This is a genomic window from Solilutibacter tolerans, from assembly GCF_900155935.1.
GTDB lineage: Bacteria > Pseudomonadota > Gammaproteobacteria > Xanthomonadales > Xanthomonadaceae > Solilutibacter > Solilutibacter tolerans.
On the sequence record NZ_FTLW01000005.1, the window covers coordinates 176,442 to 201,278 of the forward strand.

Annotated in this window: 23 protein-coding genes, 5 tRNA genes and 1 pseudogene; 18 read left to right on the top strand and 11 right to left on the bottom strand. The window is 61.5% G+C overall.

Annotated elements, in window-relative coordinates:
- The 5 genes from pgsA to BW989_RS11170 all read left to right on the top strand — a co-directional run bounded on the left by pgsA (position 1) and on the right by BW989_RS11170 (position 2,714).
- A complete protein-coding gene (gene pgsA, locus BW989_RS11150) occupies positions 1 to 660 on the top strand; it encodes a CDP-diacylglycerol--glycerol-3-phosphate 3-phosphatidyltransferase (protein WP_076588283.1) in 660 nt (219 codons plus the stop codon).
- Positions 651 to 726: transfer RNA gene (locus tag BW989_RS11155), tRNA-Gly, on the top strand. The genes pgsA and BW989_RS11155 overlap by 10 nt, the downstream gene beginning before the upstream one ends.
- Before the next feature lie 74 nt (positions 727 to 800).
- Positions 801 to 874: transfer RNA gene (locus tag BW989_RS11160), tRNA-Cys, on the top strand.
- Positions 875 to 970: 96 nt separating this feature from the next.
- Positions 971 to 1,054: transfer RNA gene (locus tag BW989_RS11165), tRNA-Leu, on the top strand.
- A 31-nt stretch (positions 1,055 to 1,085) separates the two neighbouring features.
- On the top strand, positions 1,086 to 2,714 hold the full coding sequence (locus BW989_RS11170) for an FMN-binding glutamate synthase family protein (protein ID WP_076588285.1): 1,629 nt from the start codon (positions 1,086 to 1,088) through the stop codon (positions 2,712 to 2,714).
- Between the two features lie 16 nt (positions 2,715 to 2,730).
- On the opposite strand, the gene arsC is transcribed toward BW989_RS11170, so the two are convergent.
- From arsC to BW989_RS11185, 3 genes are all read right to left on the bottom strand, one after another.
- Positions 2,731 to 3,072 carry an arsenate reductase (glutaredoxin) gene (gene arsC, locus BW989_RS11175; RefSeq protein ID WP_076588287.1) on the bottom strand — a complete coding sequence of 114 codons (342 nt, stop codon included), beginning with the start codon at positions 3,070 to 3,072 and terminating at the stop codon, positions 2,731 to 2,733.
- A 77-nt stretch (positions 3,073 to 3,149) separates the two neighbouring features.
- Positions 3,150 to 3,224: transfer RNA gene (locus tag BW989_RS11180), tRNA-Val, on the bottom strand.
- Positions 3,225 to 3,276: 52 nt separating this feature from the next.
- Entirely contained in the window at positions 3,277 to 3,561 is a 285-nt protein-coding gene (locus tag BW989_RS11185; protein WP_076588418.1) for a polyhydroxyalkanoic acid system family protein, read from the bottom strand.
- Between the two features lie 79 nt (positions 3,562 to 3,640).
- Here BW989_RS11185 and BW989_RS11190 point away from each other — a divergent pair, with 79 nt between their 5' ends.
- The 5 genes from BW989_RS11190 (at position 3,641) to aroA (ending at position 9,222) form a co-directional block, all read left to right on the top strand.
- Positions 3,641 to 4,432 (top strand): hypothetical protein, encoded by a 792-nt coding sequence (locus BW989_RS11190; RefSeq protein ID WP_129582913.1) that lies wholly within the window; start codon positions 3,641 to 3,643, stop codon positions 4,430 to 4,432.
- A 97-nt stretch (positions 4,433 to 4,529) separates the two neighbouring features.
- Complete coding sequence (gene serC / locus BW989_RS11195; protein ID WP_076588291.1) at positions 4,530 to 5,615, top strand: 3-phosphoserine/phosphohydroxythreonine transaminase; 1,086 nt, start codon at positions 4,530 to 4,532, stop codon at positions 5,613 to 5,615.
- Complete coding sequence (pheA, locus tag BW989_RS11200) at positions 5,608 to 6,795, top strand: prephenate dehydratase (RefSeq protein ID WP_076588293.1); 1,188 nt, start codon at positions 5,608 to 5,610, stop codon at positions 6,793 to 6,795. Before serC ends, pheA begins: the two co-directional genes overlap by 8 nt.
- Positions 6,792 to 7,925, top strand: a complete 1,134-nt coding sequence (gene hisC / locus BW989_RS11205) for a histidinol-phosphate transaminase (RefSeq protein WP_165688599.1) — start codon at positions 6,792 to 6,794, stop codon at positions 7,923 to 7,925. The genes pheA and hisC overlap by 4 nt, the downstream gene beginning before the upstream one ends.
- On the top strand, positions 7,918 to 9,222 hold the full coding sequence (gene aroA, locus BW989_RS11210) for a 3-phosphoshikimate 1-carboxyvinyltransferase (protein WP_076588295.1): 1,305 nt from the start codon (positions 7,918 to 7,920) through the stop codon (positions 9,220 to 9,222). Before hisC ends, aroA begins: the two co-directional genes overlap by 8 nt.
- A gap of 4 nt (positions 9,223 to 9,226) precedes the next feature.
- Here the strand turns inward: aroA and BW989_RS12895 are convergent, their stop codons facing one another.
- Positions 9,227 to 9,349, bottom strand: a complete 123-nt coding sequence (locus tag BW989_RS12895) for a hypothetical protein (RefSeq protein WP_278245873.1) — start codon at positions 9,347 to 9,349, stop codon at positions 9,227 to 9,229.
- Between the two features lie 2 nt (positions 9,350 to 9,351).
- The gene (locus BW989_RS11215; RefSeq protein ID WP_076588297.1) at positions 9,352 to 9,966 is read right to left on the bottom strand and encodes an energy transducer TonB; all 615 of its coding nucleotides are present in this window, start codon (positions 9,964 to 9,966) and stop codon (positions 9,352 to 9,354) included.
- A gap of 163 nt (positions 9,967 to 10,129) precedes the next feature.
- Between BW989_RS11215 and serS the strand changes: the two genes are divergently transcribed.
- From serS to BW989_RS11235, 4 genes are all read left to right on the top strand, one after another.
- Positions 10,130 to 11,419: a serine--tRNA ligase gene (gene serS, locus BW989_RS11220; RefSeq protein ID WP_076588299.1), complete on the top strand. Its 1,290-nt coding sequence runs from the start codon at positions 10,130 to 10,132 to the stop codon at positions 11,417 to 11,419.
- Between the two features lie 18 nt (positions 11,420 to 11,437).
- Positions 11,438 to 12,382 (top strand): LysR substrate-binding domain-containing protein, encoded by a 945-nt coding sequence (locus BW989_RS11225; protein ID WP_076588301.1) that lies wholly within the window; start codon positions 11,438 to 11,440, stop codon positions 12,380 to 12,382.
- Positions 12,383 to 12,394: 12 nt separating this feature from the next.
- A tRNA-Ser gene (locus BW989_RS11230) sits at positions 12,395 to 12,484 on the top strand.
- A gap of 120 nt (positions 12,485 to 12,604) precedes the next feature.
- Positions 12,605 to 13,249 carry a response regulator gene (locus BW989_RS11235; protein ID WP_076588303.1) on the top strand — a complete coding sequence of 215 codons (645 nt, stop codon included), beginning with the start codon at positions 12,605 to 12,607 and terminating at the stop codon, positions 13,247 to 13,249.
- Between the two features lie 255 nt (positions 13,250 to 13,504).
- Here the strand turns inward: BW989_RS11235 and rne are convergent.
- Positions 13,505 to 16,408: pseudogene (rne, locus tag BW989_RS11240) on the bottom strand (ribonuclease E); the annotation flags it as partial.
- A gap of 471 nt (positions 16,409 to 16,879) precedes the next feature.
- On the opposite strand from rne, the gene BW989_RS11245 reads away from it, so the two are divergent.
- Positions 16,880 to 17,857, top strand: a complete 978-nt coding sequence (locus BW989_RS11245) for an RluA family pseudouridine synthase (protein WP_076588422.1) — start codon at positions 16,880 to 16,882, stop codon at positions 17,855 to 17,857.
- 6 nt (positions 17,858 to 17,863) lie between these two features.
- Here the strand turns inward: BW989_RS11245 and BW989_RS11250 are convergent, their stop codons facing one another.
- From BW989_RS11250 to BW989_RS11260, 3 genes are all read right to left on the bottom strand, one after another.
- Entirely contained in the window at positions 17,864 to 19,309 is a 1,446-nt protein-coding gene (locus BW989_RS11250) for an alpha/beta hydrolase family protein (RefSeq protein WP_076588307.1), read from the bottom strand.
- 36 nt (positions 19,310 to 19,345) lie between these two features.
- Positions 19,346 to 19,834, bottom strand: a complete 489-nt coding sequence (locus BW989_RS11255) for a TolB family protein (protein ID WP_076588313.1) — start codon at positions 19,832 to 19,834, stop codon at positions 19,346 to 19,348.
- 126 nt (positions 19,835 to 19,960) lie between these two features.
- Entirely contained in the window at positions 19,961 to 20,302 is a 342-nt protein-coding gene (locus tag BW989_RS11260; RefSeq protein WP_076588315.1) for a 4a-hydroxytetrahydrobiopterin dehydratase, read from the bottom strand.
- Between the two features lie 70 nt (positions 20,303 to 20,372).
- Between BW989_RS11260 and BW989_RS11265 the strand changes: the two genes are divergently transcribed.
- Positions 20,373 to 20,966, top strand: a complete 594-nt coding sequence (locus BW989_RS11265; protein ID WP_076588317.1) for an NfuA family Fe-S biogenesis protein — start codon at positions 20,373 to 20,375, stop codon at positions 20,964 to 20,966.
- A 12-nt stretch (positions 20,967 to 20,978) separates the two neighbouring features.
- Positions 20,979 to 22,628 (top strand): hypothetical protein, encoded by a 1,650-nt coding sequence (locus BW989_RS11270; RefSeq protein WP_076588319.1) that lies wholly within the window; start codon positions 20,979 to 20,981, stop codon positions 22,626 to 22,628.
- A gap of 73 nt (positions 22,629 to 22,701) precedes the next feature.
- On the opposite strand, the gene BW989_RS11275 is transcribed toward BW989_RS11270, so the two are convergent.
- Together BW989_RS11275 and BW989_RS11280 are read right to left on the bottom strand one after the other, a co-directional pair.
- Positions 22,702 to 23,130, bottom strand: coding sequence for a c-type cytochrome (locus tag BW989_RS11275; protein WP_076588321.1), 429 nt, complete (start codon positions 23,128 to 23,130; stop codon positions 22,702 to 22,704).
- A gap of 8 nt (positions 23,131 to 23,138) precedes the next feature.
- The gene (locus tag BW989_RS11280) at positions 23,139 to 23,483 is read right to left on the bottom strand and encodes a c-type cytochrome (protein ID WP_076588323.1); all 345 of its coding nucleotides are present in this window, start codon (positions 23,481 to 23,483) and stop codon (positions 23,139 to 23,141) included.
- A 188-nt stretch (positions 23,484 to 23,671) separates the two neighbouring features.
- Here BW989_RS11280 and BW989_RS11285 point away from each other — a divergent pair, with 188 nt between their 5' ends.
- A complete protein-coding gene (locus BW989_RS11285) occupies positions 23,672 to 24,829 on the top strand; it encodes an efflux RND transporter periplasmic adaptor subunit (RefSeq protein WP_083688533.1) in 1,158 nt (385 codons plus the stop codon).
- Positions 24,830 to 24,837: the final 8 nt, after the last annotated feature.

Sequence of the window (24,837 nt, forward strand, 5' to 3'; positions counted from 1 at the left end):
ATGACATTGACCATCCCCACCATGCTCACCTTGGCCCGGATCCTGATGATTCCGGTGCTGCTGGTGGTTTTCTATCTCCCATGGAAATGGACCAGCGTGGCAGCGATGCTGGTATTCGCGCTGGCATCGCTCACCGACTGGCTGGATGGCTGGATCGCGCGCCGTTATCACCAGTACTCTGCGTTCGGCGCCTTCCTGGACCCGGTCGCCGACAAGTTGATGGTATCGACAGCGCTGTTCCTGATCGTGCAGGCGCATCCCACCCCGTGGATGGCCTGCTGGGCCGGTGTGATCGTCGGCCGCGAGATCGCCGTGTCGGCGCTGCGAGAGTGGATGGCCGAGCTCGGCCAGCGCGCCAAGGTCAAGGTGCAAAGCCTCGGCAAGATCAAGACCATCGTGCAGATGGTGGCGATTGGCTGCCTTCTGTATTCGCCATCCAAAGAGCCGGAACCCTGGCTGTGGATGGGCCGCGAGGTGTTCATCATCGGTGACTGGATGCTGGCCGCTGCAGCCCTTCTGACCCTGTGGTCCGGATTCGAATATCTGCGCGCGGCATGGCCGGTTTTGCGGGCAGCGGAAGGCAAGTCTGTACCGACACCGACGGCGAGTGTTGACAGCCTGAAAACCACCAGTACAATTCACGGCTCAACGCGGGAATAGCTCAGTTGGTAGAGCGCAACCTTGCCAAGGTTGAGGTCGAGGGTTCGAGCCCCTTTTCCCGCTCCAAATGTTGAAAAACCCCGGTTTTCCGGGGTTTTTTGTTTTACGAGCAGCAAGGTTTGTGGAACAATGTACTAGATGGCCGGATGGCAGAGTGGTTATGCAGCGGATTGCAAATCCGTGTACGCCGGTTCGATTCCGACTTCGGCCTCCATCGATCAATTAACCCCGGGAACTCCGGGGTTTTTTGTGGGCGCACCATGAGGCTTCGCTTCCTGCCCACGCGCTCGCATGCGATGATGCCAGCCATGCCCGGATGGCGAAATTGGTAGACGCAAGGGACTTAAAATCCCTCATCCGCAAGGATATGTCGGTTCGATCCCGACTCCGGGCACGTCATTTCCCAAGGCCGTGGATCGAACCGGATGTCGCGATACCTGCTGTATTTCGCCAGCCTTGCAGGCTTCCTCCTTGCCCTGATGATGGTGGCCACTGGCCATCGTGATTGGCTGTGGTTGTTGGCCGTGGCTGGCGCGCTGTCCGCACTGGGCACATGGGACGTGTTGCAGAAAAAAACCACGCTGCGGCGCAATTACCCCATCCTGGCCCACTTCCGCTACGGACTGGAATCGGTGGGGCCGGAGATTCGCCAGTACTTCATCGAGCGCGACACCGAGGAAGTGCCGTATTCGCGCGAGCAACGCACCTTGGTCTATCAACGTGCGAAATCGGTCAGTGACGTCGTGCCTTTCGGCAGCGAGCTGAATATCTATGGCGACCGCTACGAATGGATCAACCACTCGATCACGCCGGCACCGCATCGCGACGAAAGCTATCGCATCGTCATCGGGCCAGATTGTGCGCAGCCTTTTGATGCCAGTGTCTTTAACATTTCGGCGATGAGCTTCGGCTCCCTATCGGCGAACGCGATACGTGCACTCAATTGGGGTGCGAAACGCGGCGGCTTCTCGCATGACACCGGCGAAGGTTCGATATCGCAGTATCACCGTGAATATGGCGGCGATTTGGTGTGGGAAATCGGCTCCGGATACTTCGGCTGTCGTAATGACGATGGCAGCTTCAACGAAGAACGCTTCGCCCAGAACGCATCCGACCCGCAAGTGAAGATGGTCGAGTTGAAGTTGTCGCAGGGTGCCAAGCCCGGCCATGGCGGGATGTTGCCTGCAGCCAAGGTCACGCAGGAAATCAGTGAAGCGCGTGGCGTGCCCATGGGTCAGGACTGTATTTCTCCGGCACGCCATTCGGTGTTTAACACGCCGGTGGAGCTTTTGCAGTTCATCTCGAAAATGCGTGAACTCTCCGGCGGCAAGCCTGCCGGCTTCAAGCTGGCCATCGGTCATCCATGGGAGTGGTTTGGTATCGCTAAGGCCATGCAGGAAACCGGCCTGCTGCCGGATTTCATCGTGGTTGATGGGGCGGAGGGTGGCACGGGTGCGGCGCCTTCGGAGTTCATCAATCATGTCGGCGTGCCGATGCATGAGGGTCTGCAGCTGGTGCACAACACCTTGGTTGGGCTTGGTCTGCGCGAAAAAATCCGCTTGGGGGCCGCGGGCAAAATCGTCAGTGCGTTCGACATCGCCCGAACCATGGCGCTTGGTGCTGACTGGTGCAATGCTGCGCGTGGCTTCATGTTCTCGCTGGGCTGCATCCAGGCGCAGAGCTGTCATAACGATCATTGCCCGACCGGCATTGCGACGCAGAACCCGGATCGTTGGCGCAAGCTGGATATCGAAGACAAGGCGGGACGCGTGCAGGCCTTCCATGCCAACACGCTAAAGGCGCTGCACGATCTCCTCTGTGCGGCAGGGCTTCAGCATCCGCAAGAGCTGGGCCCTGAGCACATCATTCGACGGGTATCGCCGACCGAGATTCGCTCGTATAACGCCCTGTTTGCGCGACTACGCCCGGGCCAACTGCTGGAGGGTGGACCGTACCCGCACGCTGTCTTCACCGAATATTGGCCAGCTGCGCGCAGTGATAGCTTCGCACCGCCGCCGATGGTGGCGGCCATGCGACTCAGTAAAGCCTACTAATTCAGAAAGATCTGGCTCAAAGCAGCGCCAGCACGCGCTCGGGCGGGCGGCCAATTACCGCACGGTCACCGTGCTCGAAAATGGGACGCTCGATCAAGATCGGGTGTGTGACCATCGCGTTGATGAGTGCATCGTCACTGAGTGAAGCATCATCCAGCCCCAGCTCTGCGTAAGCGGGCTCGCCGGTGCGCAGCAGTGCGCGCGGAGCTAGTCCCAGCTTGTCGATCAATCTGCGCAAGGTGGCCGCATCAGGGGGGGTATCGATGTAGGCGATGAGCTCTGGCGCGTGGCCGCGTTCGCGCAGCAATTCCAGCGCCTGCCGCGATTTTGAGCATCGGGGGTTGTGGTAGTAGCGCATCGGACTCTCCTGCATGAGTGGCGGTGGGCATCTGTCGCGCACGAAAAAGCCGGCGCGCGGCCGGCTTTTTGCGAATCTGGTGGGCGGTGCAGGGATCGAACCTGCGACATCCACCGTGTGAAGGTGGCGCTCTACCGCTGAGCTAACCGCCCGGAAGAGGCGCAAATTATAGGCAGCTGTCCGGTTTTTGCCAAGCCTGCCGATTCAATCGGCGGGCCCCAGCTTTTCGGCCAGGACGCGGCGGATCTCGGCCTCGATCGGGCCCTTCATCGCCGCCAACAGGAACCCGAGCTTGGCGGTGACATGGACGTCCTTGTCATCCAGTGCGATGCGTCCTTGCACGCCGCTGCGTTCGAAATCGAGCGCATCATCCACCCACCGGTAATCCACGCCGAATTTCTCCGACAACTTGCGCGCGATTTGATCGACGGCGTCGCGGGTCTGTTGCAAGCCAAGGCGATTGGGATGGCGGATATCAATGTCGGACATGGGGTTCATTCGAAAATCGGGAGGCGCGATTGTGCCAGTGATTCCGTGAACACCGTCGCATGTGCAAGAATCGCCATCCGTGAATACCGTGCCCAGCCAACAACCGATCCTGCGTTTTCCAGGGCATGAGCACCCGGATCTGCCTTTGCAGCCGGGCATGAATGGCCTGTGTCGCGATCCCGACCTTGAGCGCGGGCTGATGCTCACACCGGGTGGCGGCAGTTCGCTCATTGAATTCTGCAGCGATGCACGCGGTCTTTGGCTGCATGTCGCCGAAGGCGTGCGCGGCGTCCACGTGAACGGTCGCCCGGTGCAAAGTCTGTCGCATCTGCATGTTGGCGACACCATCCATTTTGAAGGGGTGGAGATGCAGCTGGCCGACCCGCAGCCACGCGTGGCGCAGCCGGCGAATGAGGGCGAGCCGCGGCCTGCGCGCTTGTTGCTACGCGGGCATGGTGGCAGCGTGCACGGCCTCTCGGTCGCGTTGGAGAAGCCGCTGCGCATGGGCGGCGATGGCGGGTTGCGCATCGAAGGCGTCACGCACAGCATCGGCGAATTGGTCCCGATGGGCGAAAACGCCGTGCACCTGCGCCTGCACAAGGACGCCGGAGATTGCCGGCTCAATGGCTGGCCGGCGGTCGATACCTGGCTTGAGTCTGGCGACCAGCTATTGCTGGCACCGGGCTGCCGATACCTGGTGGAATCCCCGGGCTATGAGCCGGTGCAGGCACCGATTGAGCGTCCGCTGGGCGAAGCCTTGGGCCTGCCCACCAATGGCGAGGGACGCGGCTTGCGTATGCCATGGCTGCTGATCGCTGCGATTGCCAGTGCCTTGATCCTCGCCGCGCTGCTTTGGTTCGGCGTGAAATAACCTCAAACAACCTCGAATCAGGTTGAGATAATCGGTGAAGCTTGCCTCGCGTGGCTGGCTGTGTTGCGATGCGGCATCCCCTGTTCGAATCGCCCCGATGTCACATCGCATCTTCAATTTCAGTGCCGGCCCAGCCACGTTGCCGGAACCTGTCCTGCGCCAGGCGCAAGCCGAGCTGATGGATTGGCAGGGCATGGGTGCCTCTATCGCGGAAATCAGTCATCGCAGCGCACCCTTTATCGAGATGGCCGCACAAGCCGAGGCTGACCTGCGCCGGTTGTTGTCGGTGCCTGACGATTACGCCGTGCTGTTCCTGCAGGGCGGGGCGACGTTGCAGCAAGCCCTCATCCCCCTCAACCTGGCTGCCCCGGGACAGGTCGCGGACTATCTGATCACTGGCCACTGGGGTCAAACCGCGCTCAAGCAGGCACGCCCTTACGTGGATGCGCGCGTCGTGGCGAGTGGCGAGGCCAACGGCTACCGAGGCGTGCCACCGCGTGCTGATTGGTGTTTGTCGGGGGATGCGGCTTATCTGCATGTCACGGCCAACGAAACCATCCATGGCGTCGAGCTGCGTGATCGGATCGAAGCGGATGTGCCGGTATTTGCCGATTTCAGTTCTAGCATCGCGTCCGAACCCATCGATGTCAGTGATTACGGTCTGATTTACGCGGGTGCGCAGAAAAACCTTGGGCCATCCGGTATCACCGTGGTGATCGTCCGGCGCGATTTATTGAATCGTGCAGGCCAGCCGCGCGCCGACATCCTCACCTATGCCTCGCACATGGCGCGGGATTCGATGCTCAACACGCCGCCAACCTTCAACTGGTATCTGTTGGGTCTGTGCCTGCGTTGGATGTTGGACGAAGGTGGTGTCGAAGCGTTCGGTCATCGCAACGCCTCGCGCGCAGCCCGCTTGTACGCCGCCATCGACGGTAGCGAGGGCTTCTACCGCAACGAAGTGGCACCTGCCGTTCGCTCCCGAATGAATGTGCCGTTCTTCCTGCGCGATGCCACGCTGGATGCCGAGTTTCTGCGTCAGGCAGGCGAGCGCGGCTTGATGGGCCTGAAAGGGCATAAAGTCGTCGGCGGCATGCGTGCCTCGCTCTACAACGCTTTGCCGGATGCAGCGGTCAGGGCGCTTATCGATTTCATGCAGGAGTTTGCACAGCGTCATGGCTGAGAAGAAACCCGCCCGCAAAGTGGCGAAGAAAGCGGCGGTCAAAAAGCCCGGCGCAGCAAACGGCGCGGCGAAGAAAGCCGCTGCACCGGCCAAGACAAAGTCGAGTGTCGATCTTGCCGCCGTGCGCACCGAGATCGACGGCATCGATCGGCAGATAGAGGCATTGATTTCAGAGCGTGCACGTTGGGCGCAGCAAGTGGGACGCGCCAAGGGCAAGTTGGCCGCAGCAGTCGATTACTATCGCCCCGAACGCGAGGCGCAAGTACTGCGCCAGGTGGTGGACCGCAACGATGGACCGCTGGCCAATGAGGTGCTGGTACGCCTGTTCCGCGAAATCATGTCAGCCTGTCTCGCCCAACAAGAGCCGCTGCGTATCGGCTTCCTTGGACCCGAGGGCACGTTCTCGCAACAGGCGGTGTACAAGCACTTCGGCCATTCGGCCAAGGCATTGCCGTTGGCGAGTGTCGAGGAAGTGTTCGATGAAGTCGCTGCAGGCCATGCAGATTTTGGCGTAGTGCCGGTGGAAAATTCGGGGCAGGGAACCATCCAGTCCACCTTGGACATGTTCCTGTCGTCACCGCTGATGATCTGCGGTGAAGTGGAGTTGCGCGTGCATCAGTACCTGATGTCGCGCACCGGCAACATCGAAGACGTCGAGCGTGTGTATTCGCATGCCTTGTCGTTGGCGCAGTGTCGCAGCTGGTTGCGTCAGCATCTTGCTGGTGCCGAGAAACAGGCCGTGGTCAGCAATGCCGAAGCCGCACGCCGCGCGCGCAATGCCGATGATGCGGCGGCGATCGCCGGCAAGAACGCCGGTCATGTATATGGCTTGAAGGTGATTGCCGGGCCGATCGAGGACCGTCCCGACAACACCACGCGATTCCTTGTGATTGGCCGTGAATTGTTCCCGCCCTCTGGTCACGATCGCACCTCGCTCCTGGTGACCGTGCAGGACCAACCCGGCGCTCTCTACAAGGTGCTTGAGCCGCTCGCACGTCACGGCGTCAGCATGAACCGCATTGAGTCGCGCCCCGCTCATGGCCGATTGTGGGAGTACGCGTTCTTCATCGATGTCGAAGGACATGCCGAAGAAGCGCCACTGTCCGCGGCCTTGGCGGAAATGCAGGCGAGTGGCCAGAAAGTACGTCTGTTGGGTGCATATCCGGTAGCGATTCCGTGAGCCAAGTCGTCGATTTCAATGCGCTGGCGAAATCAGGCATTCAACGCTTGCGCGCGTATGACCCGGGGCACGATTTGGTTGCCCTGCGTCGCGAAGCCGTGGATGGGCTTACCGAGCTTGGCTCGAACGAAAACAGCCATGGCCCGTCGCCCAAGGCGATAGCAGCTGCTCGTTCGGCATTGGACGAAGTGTTCCGCTATCCAGACCCGCTGGGTGGTGATTTGAAGCGTGCGTTGGCCAAGAAGCACGGCGTGACGACATCGCAAATATTGCTCGGCAATGGGTCGCATGAATTGTTGATGCAATTCGCGCAAGTATTCGCCGGGTCTGGTGATGAAGTCGTGGTATCTCGCCATGGTTTCGCTGTATACGCATTGGCGGTGCAGGCAGCGGGTGCCAAGCTTGTATTGAGCGAGAGTCTTCCGCCCGATGCCGCGATGCCGCTAGGGCACGACCTCGACGCGATGGCGAATGCGATCACGGCCCGCACCAAGTTGGTGTACCTCGCCAACCCCAACAACCCGACGGGCACATGGTTTGATGCTGATGCCTTTGATGTATTCATCAAGCGAGTACCGGCGAACGTGATCGTCATCGTCGATGAGGCCTATGCGGAATATGTCGATGCACCCGAGTGGCGAAGTGCCATCGATTGGTTGCCTACGCATTCGAACCTCATCGTCACTCGCACATTCAGCAAAGCGCATGCACTGGCGGGTTTGCGCGCAGGTTATGCACTCGGGCATGCCAATGCGATGGCCGTGATGGAGCGCGTGCGCGAGAGTTTCAACGTCAATGGCCCCGCATTGGCGGCTGCAGAGGCGTCGTTGCTGGATGAAAAGCATCTGAAATCCAATGTGGATGCCACGCGTCGTGAGCGTGATGTCCTGAGTGCGGCGCTCTCCGCGCGAGGCTGGAAAGTTTGGCCATCTCAAACCAATTTCCTGTTGGTTGAGTTCGGACCAGAGACGGCCAACATCGAACAACAGCTCTTGTCCCATGACGTCGTACTGCGTCCGATGGCAGGTTATGGTTTGCCGCATTGCCTGCGAATCACGGTCGGCAGGGCAGACGAGAATGTGCGCCTTGTCGCCGCATTGGATGCGTTGAAGGAAAAATCCCATGGCTGACTGGATCGCACGCACGTCAGGCTCGGTGCAGGGGCGCATTCAGGTGCCGGGGGACAAATCGGTATCTCATCGCGCGATCATGCTGGCCTCGATCGCCGACGGCACGTCTCGCATCGACGGTTTTCTGGAGGGCGAAGATACGCGTGCTACAGCCCGCATCTTCAGCCAGCTGGGTGTGCGTATCGAAGCGCCTTCGGATGGGGTGCGCATCGTTCACGGCGTGGGTATCGATGGGTTGCTTGCCCCCAGCTGCGAATTGGATTGCGGCAACTCAGGGACGGCAATGCGATTGTTGTCCGGTTTGTTCGCATCGCAAACATTTGCATCGACTCTCGTGGGTGATGAGTCCTTGTCCAAGAGGCCCATGCGTCGGGTTACCGACCCCCTGTGTTCGATGGGGGCTCGCATCGATACCGAAGCAGGTGGCACGCCTCCACTGCATATCAGCCCGGCAGTGGCTTTGGTCGGTATCGACTATGACAGTCCGGTGGCAAGTGCGCAGGTCAAATCCGCCGTGTTGTTGGCGGGCTTGCGTGCACAAGGCATGACTTCGGTGACGGAGCCGCATCCCACGCGTGATTACACCGAACGCATGTTGCGCGCATTTGGCATCAACATCGATTACCGGCCAGGTTTCGCGAGTTTGAAGGGAGGACAGCGTCTGCGAGCGACGGAGGTGCAAGTGCCTGGAGATTTTTCCTCCGCGGCGTTCGCGATCACCGCAGCGACCCTAGTGCCTGGATCGCAGTTGATTATCGAGAACGTGGGTATCGATCCGCGGCGTACGGGTTTGCTTGAAGCACTGCGTTTGATGGGGGCGCACATCGACATCCACAACGTGCGTTCGGGCCCGACGGGTGAGATCGCCACGCTCTTGATCCAGCATGCGCCGCTGCATGGCATCGACGTGCCGGTGACACTTGTGCCCGACATGATCGATGAATTCCCCGTGCTGTTCGCCGCTGCCGCTTGCGCCGATGGCGTCACGCGCGTGCGTGGTGCAAGCGAGCTGCGTGTGAAGGAGTCCGACCGTATCAGCGCGATGGCTAACGGGTTGCGTGCGCTCGGCATCGATGTGCACGAGACCGACGATGGCGCGGATATCGTTGGCGGCAATGCTGGTGGGGGTGATGTGGATAGCCTCGGTGATCATCGCATTGCAATGGCCTTTGCCGTGCTTGCTCAACGGGCAGGTGGTGATGTGCAAATCCGCGACATCGACAATGTGGCCACGTCTTATCCCAGCTTCGATACGCAGATGCGTGGGCTGGGCTTGGGGCTTGAAGCAGCGAACTGAACGTTTACTGCAGCAAATTCCATAGCGCAGCCAGGATGGCCAAGACGACGATGATCAGCATCAGCCATACCACCGGCATGGCACTCTTGCGTGGCGGATCAACGTAAGGGCGCTGCGGGCGCGTCATGATCAATCACGCATCGAAAATTGGATCGGCACGGTGACGCGGCCGACCGTGGGCTGGCCATTGGCCATCGCGGGGCGGAAGCGCCAACGACGCACGGCTTCTATCGCGGCGCGATCCAGCTCGCGGTTGCCACTGCCGGAGGCGAGCGCGACCGATGTCGGCACACCATCAGGGCCGACATCGACTTGCACTTGCACGGTGCCTTCAATGCCGGCACGCAATGCGTTGCGCGGATAGCGCGGAGCGGGTTGGCTGGTCGGGACTGGCATGCTGCTGGCGGTGCTGCGCGTCGGTGCGGAAACTGTCGGGGCAGGTCGCGTGGGCGTGGTCGTGCTCGGCGCAGCAGGTGCCGTTGCACGGCGCGGTTGCTCGATGATCTGCGGCGACGCACGCCCCGAATCGACATCCGCCATTTCGGGCAGGCGGCTTGCATCGCCCGTTTCGCCAGCGGGTAGCGGCGCGGGCAGCGGCTCGAACACTTGCACTTGCCCGTTCTCATCAACATGGCCCGTGTTGGGGCCGGCATTGAAGAAAGGCTTCTGGCCGTCCTGGGTCATCATAAAAGTGAGGAAAATGAGCAGCCCCAGCGCCATCGCGGCGGCGACGATCCAGATCATCCGTCGCTTCGGAAATGGGGGGCGAGCGGGGCCGGTAGGCGGCGTCACGGTGCTATTCATGGCGTCAGGAATGGGGGAGTTGAGATGAATTCTGGCATCCGGACCGTGAGCATTCTGCTAAACGCGCGATAATGTGCGCTGGCCTACGTGATTTGATGCCCTCATGCTGGATCCGCAGCTTCTTCGAAATACCCCTGAAATCGCCCGCGATGGTTTGGCGCGTCGTGGCTTTGCACTCGATATCGATGCCCTCGGCAAGCTGGAAGCCGAACGCAAATCACTGCAGGTGCGCACGCAGGAGTTGCAGAACCTGCGCAACACGCGCAGCAAGGCGATCGGCATGGCCAAGGCCAAGGGTGAGGATGTCGCCCCGTTGCTGGCCGAGGTAGCGGGTTTTGGCGATGAGCTGAAAGCCAGCGAGGCGCGCCTGGAATCGATCAAGGCCGAGCTCGATGCGATTACGCTCGGTTTGCCGAATATTCCAGATGACTCGGTGCCTGCGGGCAAGGACGAAACCGATAACGTCGAGGTATCGCGCTGGGGTACGCCGCGCACGTTCGATTTCGAGGTCAAGGATCACGTTGCACTGGGCGAACACAAGGGCTGGCTGGACGGTGAGACCGCAGCGAAATTGTCCGGCGCTCGCTTTACCGTGTTGCGCGGGGAGCTGGCGCGCCTGCATCGCGCCTTGGCGCAATTCATGCTCGACCTGCATACCGAAGAACATGGCTACCAGGAAACCAATGTTCCGCTGTTGGTGAATGCTGATTCGATGCGTGGCACCGGCCAGCTGCCTAAGTTTGAGGACGATTTGTTCTCGACCGTGGTGGATGAGGGGGATGCGGCTTCGAAGCGGTATCTGATTCCCACAAGCGAAGTGCCACTCACCAACATCGTGCGAGACGAAATTGTTGATGCCGAGGCATTGCCGCTTCGCATGACCGCGCATTCGATGTGCTTCCGTGCAGAAGCCGGCAGCCACGGCCGCGATACGCGCGGGATGATCCGCCAGCATCAATTCGAGAAGGTCGAGTTGGTCAGCATCGCCAAGCCGGACGAATCCGATGCCGAGCACGAACGAATGACGCGCTCCGCGGAGGTGGTGCTGGAAAAACTGGGTCTGCCGTATCGCAAAATGCTGTTGTGCACCGGCGACATGGGCTTCTCGGCACGCAAGACGTATGACCTTGAAGTTTGGCTTCCTTCGCAAGGAACCTACCGGGAAATTTCCTCTTGCTCCAACTGCGGGGACTTCCAGGCACGGCGGATGCAGGCGCGCTGGCGCAATCCCAGTACCGGAAAACCGGAACTGGCGCATACTTTGAATGGTTCGGGGGTGGCGGTTGGCCGCGCGCTGATCGCAGTGATGGAGAATGGCCAGAACGCAGACGGCAGCATTGACGTGCCGGAAGTGCTGAGGCCCTACATGCGTGGAGCCGAACGTATCGACTGAAGCCTCGGGGGAGGGCGGATGCAGGATCTCAACGATCTTTATTATTTTTCGGCTGTGGTCGAACACGGCGGTTATGCGGCAGCCGAGCGTGCGCTTGGCATCCCCAAGTCGCGCCTGTCGCGTCGTATCGCGCAACTTGAAAGCGATCTGGGCGTTCGCTTGCTGCAACGCTCGACACGTAGTTTCGCCGTCACCGACATCGGCCATAGCGTGTTTAGACATGCGCAGGCGATGCTCGCTTCCGCCCAGGCCGCGCGCGACACTGTGGATCGGGTTTCGTCCGCGCCTCGTGGGCTGGTTCGCGTCAGCGTGCCGGTAACGATTGCGCAGGAAGTGATGCCGCGTGTCCTGCCGAGTTTCCTGGAGCGTTATCCCGATGTGCGCGTGCAAGTGCATGTCAGCAACCGGCGCATCGACCTGATCAACGAAGGTTTCGACATCGCATTGCGCGTGCGTGCGCGTCTGGATGAGGACGGCAGCCTGGTGTTGCGCGGGTTTGGCGAATCACGCGAGTTGTTGCTCGCCAGTCCGGCTTATCTCGACAAGCACGGCCGCCCCAAGCTGCCAAGTGACCTCAAAGGGCATTCGGTATTGATGGTGAACGAAGACGAATCGCAACAGCGTTGGGAGTTGCATGGCCCGGACGATGCCGTCGAGACGGTCGACATCAAGCCGCGCCTGGTCGGTTTCGATTTCCCGATGCTCAAACGTCTGGCGATGAGCCACATCGGCATCTCCATGCTGCCGGAAATGGTCTGCGCCGATGCCGTGCGCGACGGCGATCTGGAAGTCGTGCTGCCCGATTGGCATTTGCCACAGGGCATCGTGCATGCCGTGTTCGCCTCGCGCCGGGGATTGCTGCCTGCCGTGCGCGTCTTCATCGACCATCTCGCCGAAACGGTGCCCGCCGCCATGAATTCGCTGCAAATCGTTCCGAGTGCACGGCCAGCCGTGTCAGAATAGTCACCTACCGCTGGAGAGATGGCCGAGCGGTTTAAGGCACCGGTCTTGAAAACCGGCGAAGGGTCAAACCTTCCGTGGGTTCGAATCCCACTCTCTCCGCCAACTCCCTGATCGCATCCACGTCCATAGCTAGGGAAACCCCTACATCGCGATGCGGCGCGGCCTGACTTGCTCCTCACAGGTCCTCTCGCCTAGTCTGCAAAGACCTAGGGAGGGGTGACGATGACGATTCGGGTTTATCTGGTCGACGATCATGCGCTGGTCCGCACCGGGATGAAGTTGATCCTGGAGCACGAAGTAGATATTCAGGTCATTGGCGAAGCCGACAATGGGGAAGATGCCTTGGCGGATATCCGCAGGCTCAAGCCCGATGTCGTGCTGTGCGATTTGCATTTGCCCGGCATTAGCGGGCTGGAAGTCACCGAACGGATCAGTCGCGCTGAAACCAGCAAGGTCGTCGTGGTGTCAGTCCTTGAGGACGGGCCGCTGCCGAAACGCTTGATCGATGCCGGGGCCTGCGGCTATCTGGGCAAGGGCGGCGATGCAGCAGAGCTGGTGCGTGCAGTGCGAGACGTGGCCCGTGGGCGACGTTATCTCGGCACCAATATCGCGCAATACATGGCGCTGGCTGCGGTCGATGGGGAAGGCTCGCCCTTTGACCAGCTCTCTCCGCGAGAACTTGAAGTGGCGATGTTGCTGGTGCGTGGACTGCGGCAGGAAGACATCGCCAAACGGCTCAGTCTCAGCGCCAAGACGATCAATACGCACAAGTCACGCTTGTTCGAGAAGCTCGACATCAAGGACAACATCGCGCTGGCGCGTCTGGCAGGCCAGTACGGCTTGACCGATACCGCGCGATCCGTCTGAATTGCGCGGTTTTCCTGATCAAGCCTGCTTGTTACGGGCGTCGTCTTCGCTTTCGGGTTCGCCGTCACTGGCGATTTCAGCCCCTTCAACTGACGCGACGATGGCGGCCTGGTTGGCTTGTGCCAAGGCATCGGCTGCGAGGGGTTCGGCGTCAGCCTTGATGTCCCCGTCGGGGCCTTGCACGGCTGCAGCTTGCAAGCCCGGAGGTGCATCGCTGGCTTCTGGGGTCACAATGCTCGGTGCCGCGCCATCCTGGGCACTGGCGACTGCGGGAGCGGCTTGCACGACAACTGGCGTGTCTTGCGATGCAGGCACCACGGACGAAGACGAGGGAGCCTCGTTGTTCTCGGTCTGAGGCTTGCTGACCGGACGGAACGTGGTTTCCGCCAATGACACCGCGATTGCTGCCGACAACGGGAGTGCCTGACGTGACTGTGCTGGGCCAGCTGGGCGCGCGCCCATCACGCCGGATGAGGTCAAGCCGGCCGATGGGTTGCCGACACTCGTTGAAATCGGTGCCTGGGATTCGACTGCTGCTTCGCTGCTTGCCTCGTTGGCGATGCGTTCGATCTGAGCCCCTGCAGCTTCGGCTGGCGAAGGTGCGGATTCAACCTTTGCAGGTGCAGGTGCCGGCGTAGCATCGGTCGTGGCTACGGTTGCAGATGCTGCATTACCTTCTGCAGACATATTCGGCTCTGCGAAGTCGAACTCAGGCTGGTTGCCACTCGCGACCATTGCCATGGTGTCGTCGCCTTCGGCCAGCGCATCGATTTCGGCCTGGCTTTCTGCAGCCACATCGGCGCCAGCGCCACGACGACGACGACGACCACCGCGGCGGCCGCGACGGCGACGACTGCCGTCGCTGTTCGCATCACCATCATTCTCAGTCGCAGACGTGTCGAGCGACTCACCCGAGGCTTGGGCTTGAGTCGTATCGACAGATGCAGGTGCATCGGAAGCGGTCTCAGCCGCTTGCAGGGTGGCATCAGCAGCTTCGGTCGCCGGCGTGGCTTCCGCTGTAGCCGTCACAGCCGTGGTCGCATCTGCGCTTTCGTTGCGGCGGCCACGGCGGTTACGGCTGCGGCGACGGGACTGCTGCTCCTGCCCATCTCCATTTTCGATGGCTGTCTCGTTTTGATTCGCCTGCGCCAGTTGTGCTTGTTTGCTGGCGTCGGTGACCGTGTCCTGCGGGGCGGGGCGCTCACGGCGTTGCTGCTTGCCTTGACTCTTTTGCTCGTTGCCTTGGCTGTCTTTCTGCTGGCGATTCTGTTGTTTGCCGCCGCGCTCACCACGCTCACCACGGGCTTCGTTGCGATTGCCGGTATTGCGACTCTGCGCATCGCGCTGACCGCCGCGGCGGTCCTGTTTGCTGTTGCGCTGGCCCTTGCGTTCATCCTTGCCGTCGCGGTGGTCGGTCGTTGGCTCGGCTGCCGGGGCACCTGCAAAGAACTGCATCACACGGGACAGGAAGCCGGCCTTGGGCCGCGCAGTTACTTGTTGCGCCTGAATGGCTTGCGGCACGGGAGCCGCGGCAGGAGCTTCTTCGCGCGGGGCACGGATTGGTGCCGGTTGCGCGGGCTTCACATTTTTCACCGCCGGTGCATCGGGGATGTTGAGGTGCGACTTGTTGAGCGCATGCGTCGGCAGCTTGCGCGGCGTACCGCGGTGATAGCTGGGGCGTGAGGTCTCTTCACCCATCTCGTTTTCACGGATGCGGGTGACTTCGTAATGCGGCGTATGCAGCTGCTCGTCCGCGACGATCACGATCGGTGCGCCGTGACGCGTTTCGATCTCGGCCAGTGCGGCGCGCTTCTCGTTGAGCAGATAGTTGGCTATCTCCACCGGCGCTTGCACCAGCACTTGTCCGGTGTTGTCCTTCATCGCGTGCTCTTCGGCGACGCGGATGATTGACAGGCTGAGCGATTCCACGCTGCGCATGCGGCCGTGGCCTTCGCAGCGCGGGCAGACGATCTGGCTGTTCTCGCCCAGTGACGGACGCAGGCGCTGACGCGACATCTCCATCAACCCAAAGCGTGAGATGCGACCGATCTGCACGCGGGCGCGGTCGTACTTGAGCGCGTTTTGCAGACGGTTTTCGACTTCGCGTTGGTGCTTGTTGCTGGACATGTCGATGAAATCGATCACCACCAGGCCGCCCAGGTCGCGCAGGCGCAGCTGGCGGGCTACTTCATCGGCCGCTTCCAGGTTGGTGTTGAACGCGGTTTCCTCGATGTCGCCGCCGCGGGTCGCGCGGGCGGAGTTGACATCGATCGCGGTCAGGGCCTCGGTCTGGTCGATGACCAGCGCTCCGCCGGAGGGCAGGCGCACCTCGCGCTCGTAGGCGGATTCGATCTGCGATTCGATCTGGAAGCGATTGAACAGCGGGGTGTCGTCGGTGTAGTGCTTGAGCTTGCGCTGGTTGTGCGGCATCACCTGGGCGACGAATTCCTTCGCCTCTTCGTACATCTCCGGGGTATCGACCAGAATCTCGCCGATGTCGGCGCGCATGTAGTCGCGCAGCGCGCGGATGATCAGGCGCGACTCTTGGTAAATCAGGAACGGGGCGGGTTTGGCCAAGGCGGCTTCGGCAATCGCCTTCCACACCGACAACAGGTAGTCCAAGTCCCACTGCAGCTCTTCGGCGTCACGACCGACGCCGGCAGTGCGGATGATCACGCCCATGTCGTCGGGGATCTGCAACGCGTCCATCGCGCGCTTCAATTCCGCGCGATCTTCACCTTCGATGCGACGCGAGACGCCACCGGCGGTCGGGGAGTTTGGCATCAACACCATGTAGCGACCGGCCAGGGAGATGAACGTAGTCAGGGCTGCGCCCTTGTTGCCGCGTTCTTCCTTGTCGACCTGCACCACGACTTCCTGGCCTTCACGCAGGAGTTCCTTGATGTTGGCCTTGTTGTGATCGACGCCCGCCTGGTAGTAGTCGCGGGAGATTTCCTTCAGCGGCAAGAAGCCGTGACGCTCGGCACCGTATTCGACGAAGGCGGCTTCAAGCGAGGGTTCAAGACGGGTGATCTTGCCCTTGTAGATGTTGGATTTCTTGTTTTCCTTTGCAGGTTGCTCGATGTCGATGTCGTACAGGTTCTGGCCATCGACAATCGCGACGCGGAGTTCTTCCGCTTGCGTCGCATTGATTAGCATGCGTTTCATTATCCGTTCCTTGCGCGCTTCTGCGCGCGGAACGCCGGGCGTTTCGCCTCTGGTCACCGCTGGGCGCTGGCCGCGCATCGCGCTGGCCGTCGCCTGAAGTTTTCCAGCGCTGCAACACCACGGCGGGCCGCGGGAGCGCTTGTTGTAGGTAGCACTTTGTCTTGGGCCGACGCCTGCAGATACATCGCAAGCGGCGGGACTGCGTTCTTTCACGCCGCCCTGGGACGACGTGCGATCTGTTCTACCGTCGGGCGTTCGCTGGCGTGGCTGCCCCGAGAGCAGTGGCTGCGCTCCGCCTGAACCCTGCGGACTCCGGCTTTCGGCCTGAAAATCCTGCAAGAATCAGTAGCTTGCTTCGCATGCCGAGTGTATCAGATAAACAGCGTCTCCCGGCTAGGGCAGACGCCCGGGCAAAAAGCCGTCATGCTGGCGGCCGTTGCCGCTTCAATCATTCATTTGTTCATGTCTGAGCCTGATTTCCCGTTCCAACCCGATCCAGATCGCCCGGTCGCTCGCACCGTCCGGGTGCCTGATGATCGCGAAGGCCAACGGCTGGACAACTTCCTGTTGGGCCAGCTCAAGGGCGCGCCGCGCTCGCTGATCTACAAGATCGTGCGCAGCGGCCAGGTTCGGGTGAACGGGGGGCGCGCCAAGCCCGAGCGCAAGCTGGCGGGGGGCGATGAAGTGCGTATCCCGCCGGTCCGTCTCAATGAGCCGGGAGAAAGCGCGCCTCCCCCCAAGGGCCTGCTGGCCGCGCTGGAAGCTGCGATCGTGTTTGAGGACTCGCGCCTATTGGCACTTAACAAGCCAACCGGGCTCGCCAGTCACGGCGGTAGCGGCATCAATCATGGGGCGATCGAATCGCTGCGTGCCCTGCGACCGGGGCAGTCGTTGGAGCTGGTACATCGCCTCGACCGCGATACGTCTGGCCTGCTGATCGTGGCCAAAAAGCGATCCGCGCTGCGCGAGCTGCAGGCCCTGTTGCGCGAGGACCACGGTGCCGGCATCGAGAAGAAATACCTGACCCTGCTTGCCGGCCGCATGCCGGATGGGGTGATGGCGGTGGATGCGCCGCTATTGGTTGGTCTGCGGCAGGGCGGCGAGCGTCACGTGACGGTGAGCCCGGCGGGCAAGCCGTCAACCAGTCATTTCCGCGTGCTGGAGCGGCGGGGCGGAATGAGTTATTGCGAGGTACGCATCGAGACCGGGCGCACGCATCAGATTCGCGTACATGCCAAGCACTTTGGCCACCCGGTCGCGGGTGACGACAAATACGGCGATGTCGCGATCAACAAAAAATTGCGCGAGCAGGCAGGGCTCAAGCGTCTGTTCCTGCACGCAGCCAGCCTGCGGTTCGCGCTGGATGAAGGCCGCGTGGAATACGTACTGGATGCGCCTTTGCCTGCCGATCTGCGCGAGGTGCTGGATCGGTTGGGGTAAGCGCCTTCAGTGTTGGGGGAGTGGCTGGCCGGGCGAGGGTTGGTCCAGTACATTAAGAATGAATCGCATTGAGCGGACCGCTAATTCCCGCTGGGTGGAAGGCAGCTCGGCACCGTGCCCCTCATTGGGTGCCAGCATGTATTCGACCGGTACGCCTTTGGCCTGAAGGTGTGATGCGAGCATATCCGACTGGGCACGTGGTACGCGGGGATCATTGGCACCGGCATAGATGAATAAAGGCGTCCTCATCGCCTCGATCTTGTTGATTGGAGAAAGATCGACCAAACGTGCGTGGTCAGTCTGGGGATCGCCGATCTCGCGCAGGTAGTTTTTACGCACCAGGCCGGTCGTGGTGCCCATGAAGCTGATCAAATCCACGATCCCGAATTGGTCGATGCCGGCACGCCAGCGCTGCGGATGTTCGGCAAGCTGTTGTACGACGAGGTAGCCACCGTAGCTCGATCCTTTCACGATAAGTCGATCCGGATCGACCCAAGGTTGGCGTCGAAGCCAATCGACCAATGCATCGATATCCTTGAACGAATCGCGTCGACGCGCACCATCATCACTGGCTTCGAATGCTCGACCGAAGCCGCCTGAGCCGCGAATGTTTGGTTGCACATAGGCAATGTCATACGCATTGGCAAGACTCGCGGACAGTGACCAGCCAATGCTGGCCGAGCCGGCAGGCCCGCCATGGAAATCGACGATGACCGGATGTCGTCCGTTGGTGTCTGGGCGGGTAACGATTACGGGGAAACGCAAACCATCCTGGCTGGTCAGTGTCTCGATACTGGTCAGTAGTGCAGGTGCCGGCGCGTCAGGGATCTCAGGTGAAGTGAGGCGAGTGGCACTGCCGGAACGTGTATCAACCAGGTAAACCGACGATTGATGCGCCGGAGTGCGCCACGTCACTGCCAATTGCTTGCCGTCTGGCGAGTACTCGCCGATACGTCCAGCCCCCAAGGGCAGCTCGACCTCCGCTGCCTGCTTCAGGCTGATGGCATAAAGCAGCCGGATAAATTGCTGATCGCCTGCATTGAAGACAATCGCGAGTTGCTTGCCATCTGGAGAGACCACCAGCTGTTCCCCGGTGGCTGTACGTGGGGTTGTTTCATCGAAACGCCCTAGTGGCTGTCCGCTGGCAGTATCGAGTGCGATGACCGATGCTTGCTCCGAGCCACCATCGGTGGTCAACAGTATGCGGTCGCCCTCACGGGAGAATGCCGCGGCACGAATGGTGGCTTCACCGTGCATCGGATAACGCAGTTGCGCCGTGCCATCTTTGAGGTCGACCAGCACAAGCCGTGCGCTTTGATATGAAAGAAAGCGTAGGAATAGGGCATGGCTCCCGTCCGCGCTCCCGTCCGCGCTCACGTCGGCAAGGAAACCCAGCCCCGAATCTTCGTAAACCCGAGCTTCTTCAGACGTCTCGCCGAGCGACAAACGCATGATCACTGCATGGGCTGCATCCGGTTTGCGGGCACTCTAGAAGAGGGCGTCGGGCAGGCCAATAGCCTCCTTGGGTGGGTCGCGAGTGATCGCGGTGCTAGTCACCTGCTTGGCGGAGGTGCCATTGATGTCGGCTGTATAGACCTGTGCCAGTTCATCGCCCCCCGAATCTGCAAGGAATATCAAAGGGTTTCCGTTGCGGCTGGCAGTGACAGCTGGTGCAGGTGGCTGCCAGGAAGACAATACGGGGCGTTCAGTCCCGTCTGACAGCCGGTGCCGGTACAGGCGAGAGCGCCCGTCTCTACTTGATACGTAAAACAGCGCCGAACCATCAGCGGAGTACGCAGGAGAATCGGACGAGGGCATTCCGATCAGGGTGTCTACGCGACTTTCAAGCAATGCGTCACGCCCGATTTGGGGTTGCGAGTCATTATCTTCGGGCGCGGCTTGTGTGTTCGGAACGATGAAAGCCGTAGAACCGGCAAGCAACCCTATAAAGCAGATGACGCTCGAGGCAATCTTCATCGTCGGTTCCTGCCCTGTGATTCATGAGGCTGTTGAGCCCACTCTCAAGATGGCTGCATCCATCTCGCACCGGATGTCTCTTAGACCAGGGACAGAAATTCTGTGCAGAAGTTCCATCGAGCGACCTTATCCGGCCAGTCGCTCCGTTTTCGCCGCACAAATGAAGTCGTTTTCCGACAGACCACCCACATCGTGCGTGGACCAGCGCACCACGCAGCGGTCGTAATGCACGGACAGGTCCGGGTGGTGGTCTTCCCCGTTGGCCATGTGGGCCAGCGCGTTCACGAAGGACATCGTCCGGTAGTAGTCGCTGAAACGGAAGGTCTTGGACAGGGCCAAGCCGTCTTCGACCAGCTCCCAGCCTGCGACTTGCGGCAATAGCTCGCGCAAGCTGGCTTCAGTCAGACGGTGTTCTTGCCCGCGCTTGGGGCTGCAGTGGGCGTCGGCGAGGGGAACCAAGTCGCTCATGGGGACTCCAATGTGTCGAACTGGCTGGCCCGTCGGCCAGCAGTCACGGATGGCCCTTTAGAATACCCGCATGATCGACATCACCGAATCCGCCCAATCCCACTTCCGCAAATTGATCGAGCGCGAATCGCTGCCCGGTATCGGTGTGCGCCTGTCCGCGATTCACGCCGGTACGCCGCGTGCGGACGTTCGCCTGGAGTTCGCCGGCCCTGACGACCTCAAGGGCAACGAGTGGGCAGTGGACTGTGAAGGCTTCACCTTGTGGGTGGACGCGGACAGCGCGACTGCGCTCGATGGCGCACATATCGATTACGAGCAAAAAGCCACTGGCGGCCAGCTGCAGATTCGCGCCCCGCGGATCAAGGGCGTTGCGCCAGAGACCGATGCCTCCTTGGTCGAGCGCGTCATGTGGGTGGTCGAGCAGGAGATCAATCCGCAGCTGGCCATGCATCGCGGTAATGTCCGAGTGGAGGAAGTCACTGCGGACGGAATTGTGGTGCTGCGTTTTGGTGGTGGCTGCCACGGGTGCGGAATGGCCGATGTCACGCTCAAACAGGGCATCGAAAAAACCTTGCTGGAAAAAGTGCCCGGTGTGGTGGCGGTGCGCGATGCGACCGACCACGACACCGGTGAAGCGCCTTACGCGCCGCGCGGTCAGGCCTGAGTCTCCGACACGATGGCCACGCGCGAGGAGCTGCTGGCGCTCTTGTCCTCGCGTCGTCGTGGTCTGTCGATCCGTCCGATTGCGGTTGGCCCCGCGCCAACTTGGCTCCAATGGCTGGATGACGACGCCCGCCTGAGTCCTGCGCGCGGTCCGACGCGAACCGAGCTGATCGCGGCGATGGCCCTCAAGCCTTTGCGACCGCTTCCCCGCGCGCATGTGCCACAAGGCCGTTGGGCGCGTTTTCGTAGCCTTTTCCGCCAAGGTTGGGGCAGGGAGCGCGAGGAACTCCCCAGGCTGCGCTACGGTGCCTTTGCCGCCAGCGTGCTGTTCAATTTTTTCTTCGCGGCGATGCTGGTTTGGTTGATGTACCTGCGTTTCCTGGCGGTGCAGGCGCCGGCCGAGGAGACCGTGCGCATCCGGATTACAGGCTTTGGCACCCCATCCGAAGCCGGAGGTGGGGATGCGGCATCCGAGGGCGATTTGCAGCCCGAAAGCGGTCAGGCCGCTCCAACCCAGGGGGCTGTGACTTCAGCTGCGGCTGTATCGCCATCGGCCAGTGCGAGCACCCAAGCGCAGGACGAGGTCCAACAAGCCACTGTGGTCGAAGTGGCTGCCCAGCAGCCCCTGCAAGTCACCGAAAGCACCGCCGAGCCGGATGGGTTCGAGCTGCCGCCTACCCGCGACGTCGCCATCGAGGCGCGCAACCTGCCTGACTTGCAGTCACGAGCGATCCCGAATGAAAGCGATATCCCCGAAGCGCTTCCGCAAGTGCGCAGCGTGCAGCTGCCGACTCGGCCGCACGTCGTGCATGTCCCTGACTTGAATGTTCCGACGCGGGAGCTACCGACTGCCCCTGAGCCGGCCCCGCAGGTGCGGATCCGTGAGATCGCCGTGCGCCCGCCGGGAGCGCAAGTGCGTATCGCCGAGACATCCTCACGGCCCTTGCCGTCGGCGCCCGCACCGGCTGTGCAAGCGATGGGTACGCAGGCGTCGACTGCAACGGCTGAGTCGGGCCGAGCGGCTGCGACACCGAAGCCCGGCCTCCCCGGCGCAACGGGTCAGTCCTCCAAACCCGGCCAGCAGGCCGCGGGAAGCGGCATCGGGCAAGCGCCACGCGCTGCGGATGGCGGCTGGTCTTCGCCCAAGCGCGGTGACGACTGGGGCGTGGGTGACCGCAATCGTGCAGGCGCCGCGATTGGTGGAGACCGTGGCAATCCGAGTGGGGCAGTCGGGTCGGGATTGTTCGACTCGGAAGGCCGTCCGCGGTTGGCGGATGACAGTTTCAAGCCGCGCTTCCCTGATCCTTACAAGGAAGGCAGTTGGCTGAAGCGTCCTTCGCTGGGATATCGAGGCACTATTTTCGACGGCATCTGGCGCCCGCCTGAAACACTGCTCCAGGAATGGGTGCGTAAGGGAATCAAATCATTCGACATCCCTCTGCCTGGCGGCAAGGTCAAGATTCGCTGCGTGATCTCCATTTTGCAGGCGGGCGGCGGTTGTGGACCCGTGGCAGGTAAGGACGGTGTCCATGACCAGCCAGCACGCGCGCGTCCGGCGCCCAATGTGCCGTTCAAGCGCGAGCTGTTCGAAAATCAAAGTGACCTGACTACGCCGAAACCCAACGCACAGACCGAGTCCACGGGCGACAAGCCCACGCCTTGATCTTTCATGGCAGCTGGAAACGAAACAGGCCCGCTTTGGCGGGCCTGTTGTTTATTGGACGATGTCGCTTCGATTACATGTGCGACAGGTCGGTCAGCTGGTTTGGCTGGCTGGCGAAGTAGGCAGCCAGATCGGCAATCTGCTGATCGGTGAGGTTTTTCGCTTCCGGCGTCATCAAGGGATGGTCGCGGTTGCCGTCGCGATAGGCCTGCAGGGAGTGCTCGATGTAATCGGCGTACTGGCCACCGATCTTCGGGCGGTCCTCGCCATTGGGCGTGTTGCCGTCCTTGCCGTGGCAATCGACGCAGGCCTGGCCGCTCGCGCTCTTGACCATCGCCTGCTTGGCACCGGCTTCGATATGACCACCCGGCAGGCCGGCAGAGGATTCGGTATGACCGTCGGCACGATCAGGTGCAGAGTGCTCGGCCGGGGTGTCGCTACCGCCGCAGGCAGCCAGTGCAAGGGACAGGGCCAGGACGGCCGGGAATCGCAGGGACGTCATGGCGGGGCTCACTTCTTGTTGTTCTTCAGGCTGGACAGATAGGTAGCGATGGCAGCGATGTCTTCATCGGAGAAGCTCATCGCCTGCGCCTGCATGGTCGGGTGCTTGCGCTTGCCTTTCTTGTATTCGGTCAGCGCGTTGACCAGGTATTGCTGCGACTGACCACCAATGCGGGGTACGTGGTAGTTCGGGTACGCGTTCTTATAGCCGGTCAGCCCGTGGCAACCCTGGCAGGTGTAGGTGAGTTCGGCGCCCTTGTCCTTGGACGTGCCTTCGGCCGGCTTGGCGGTCTGGGCAGTGGCGGCGAAGGGCAGGGCGAGCGCGAAGCACGCAGCGATCATCGTCGGTCGCATCAATCTCATCTCGAAGTTCGGGTGGACGCCACCAAGGCGGCGCAGCGCGGGAAGTATATCGCGCAGCGCGCGATCAGGTGGGACGCGCGTTTTGACATGGCCAATGTCCGTATGACCTCTGGCACCTCACAAGTTTGTGGGGAGGTGATTTACTTGCCTATAACACCTTACCCACAAGAGTCCCGACGATGCGTGCATCGCCCCGTTCCATCGAATCCCCCGTCGCGCGTGCAGCCTCCGTTGCCATCCTCGCATTGGCGCTGGCCACTAGTCTCGCCGCCTGCAAGCGCGGCGGCGCCGACGGCAAGTCTGCGGATGGCAAGGAAAAAACCGAACAAGCCGAAGCCGTGCCGGTCGAGGTTGCGCGGGTCTCGGATCGCACAATGGTCGCCAGCTACACCGGCACCGGGTCGCTTGAGGCGCGCAGTCAAGCGACGGTGACGGCGCGTGCATCGGGCATCATCAAGCGCGTGTATTTCGATGTCGGCAGCGTGGTGCGCGCAGGCCAGCCCCTGGCGCAGCTCGATAGCGAGCGCCTGCGTCTGACGCTGAGCCAGACGCAGGCGCAAATGAACAAGCTGGAAGCGAATTACCGTCGCGCGCAGCAGTTGGTCAAGGACCAGATGGTCAGCGCGAACGATGTCGACGAGATCCGTTTCAACCTAGCCAATGCGCGTGCGCAATACGAAGCGGCAAAGCTTGAGCTGTCATACGCAGTGGTGACCGCGCCGATTTCGGGTGTCGTGTCCAACCGCCCGGCACTGATCAAACCGGGCAATCTGGTCCAGTTTGGTCAGGATGTGGCGACCATCGTCGATACCGCGCGGCTTGAAGCCACGCTCAACGTGCCGGAGCGCGAGATCGAGACGATGAAAGTCGGTCAGCCGGTGCAGTTGAAGGTGGATGCATTGCCGGGCCGGACTTTCACCGGTGTGGTGGATCGCATCGCCCCCGTGGTGGATGCTGGTAGCGGCACTTTCCGTGTGATCTGTAGCTTCGCCAGCGAAGGCAGCTTGCAGCCGGGCATGTTCGGTCGCATGTCGATCGATTACGACCAGCGCCAAGCCGTGCCCAGCATCCCGCGCTTGGCCTTGCTCGATGATGCGAGTGATCCCGCCGTGTATGTCGTGCGCGCCAACAAGGCCGTGCGCGTGCCGGTAAAGCTGGGTTACGCCGACGGCGAATTCGTCGAGGTCCGCGAAGGCCTCAAGAAGGGCGAGCAGGTTGTGACCGCGGGCAAGACGGCCTTGCGCGAAGGCGGCGAGGTGCAAGTGATCAACGCTGATGCACCGGCCAAGCCTGCCGCGACACCTGCGACGGCTGCCGCCGCGCCTGCCAAGCGCTGACGGAGCAC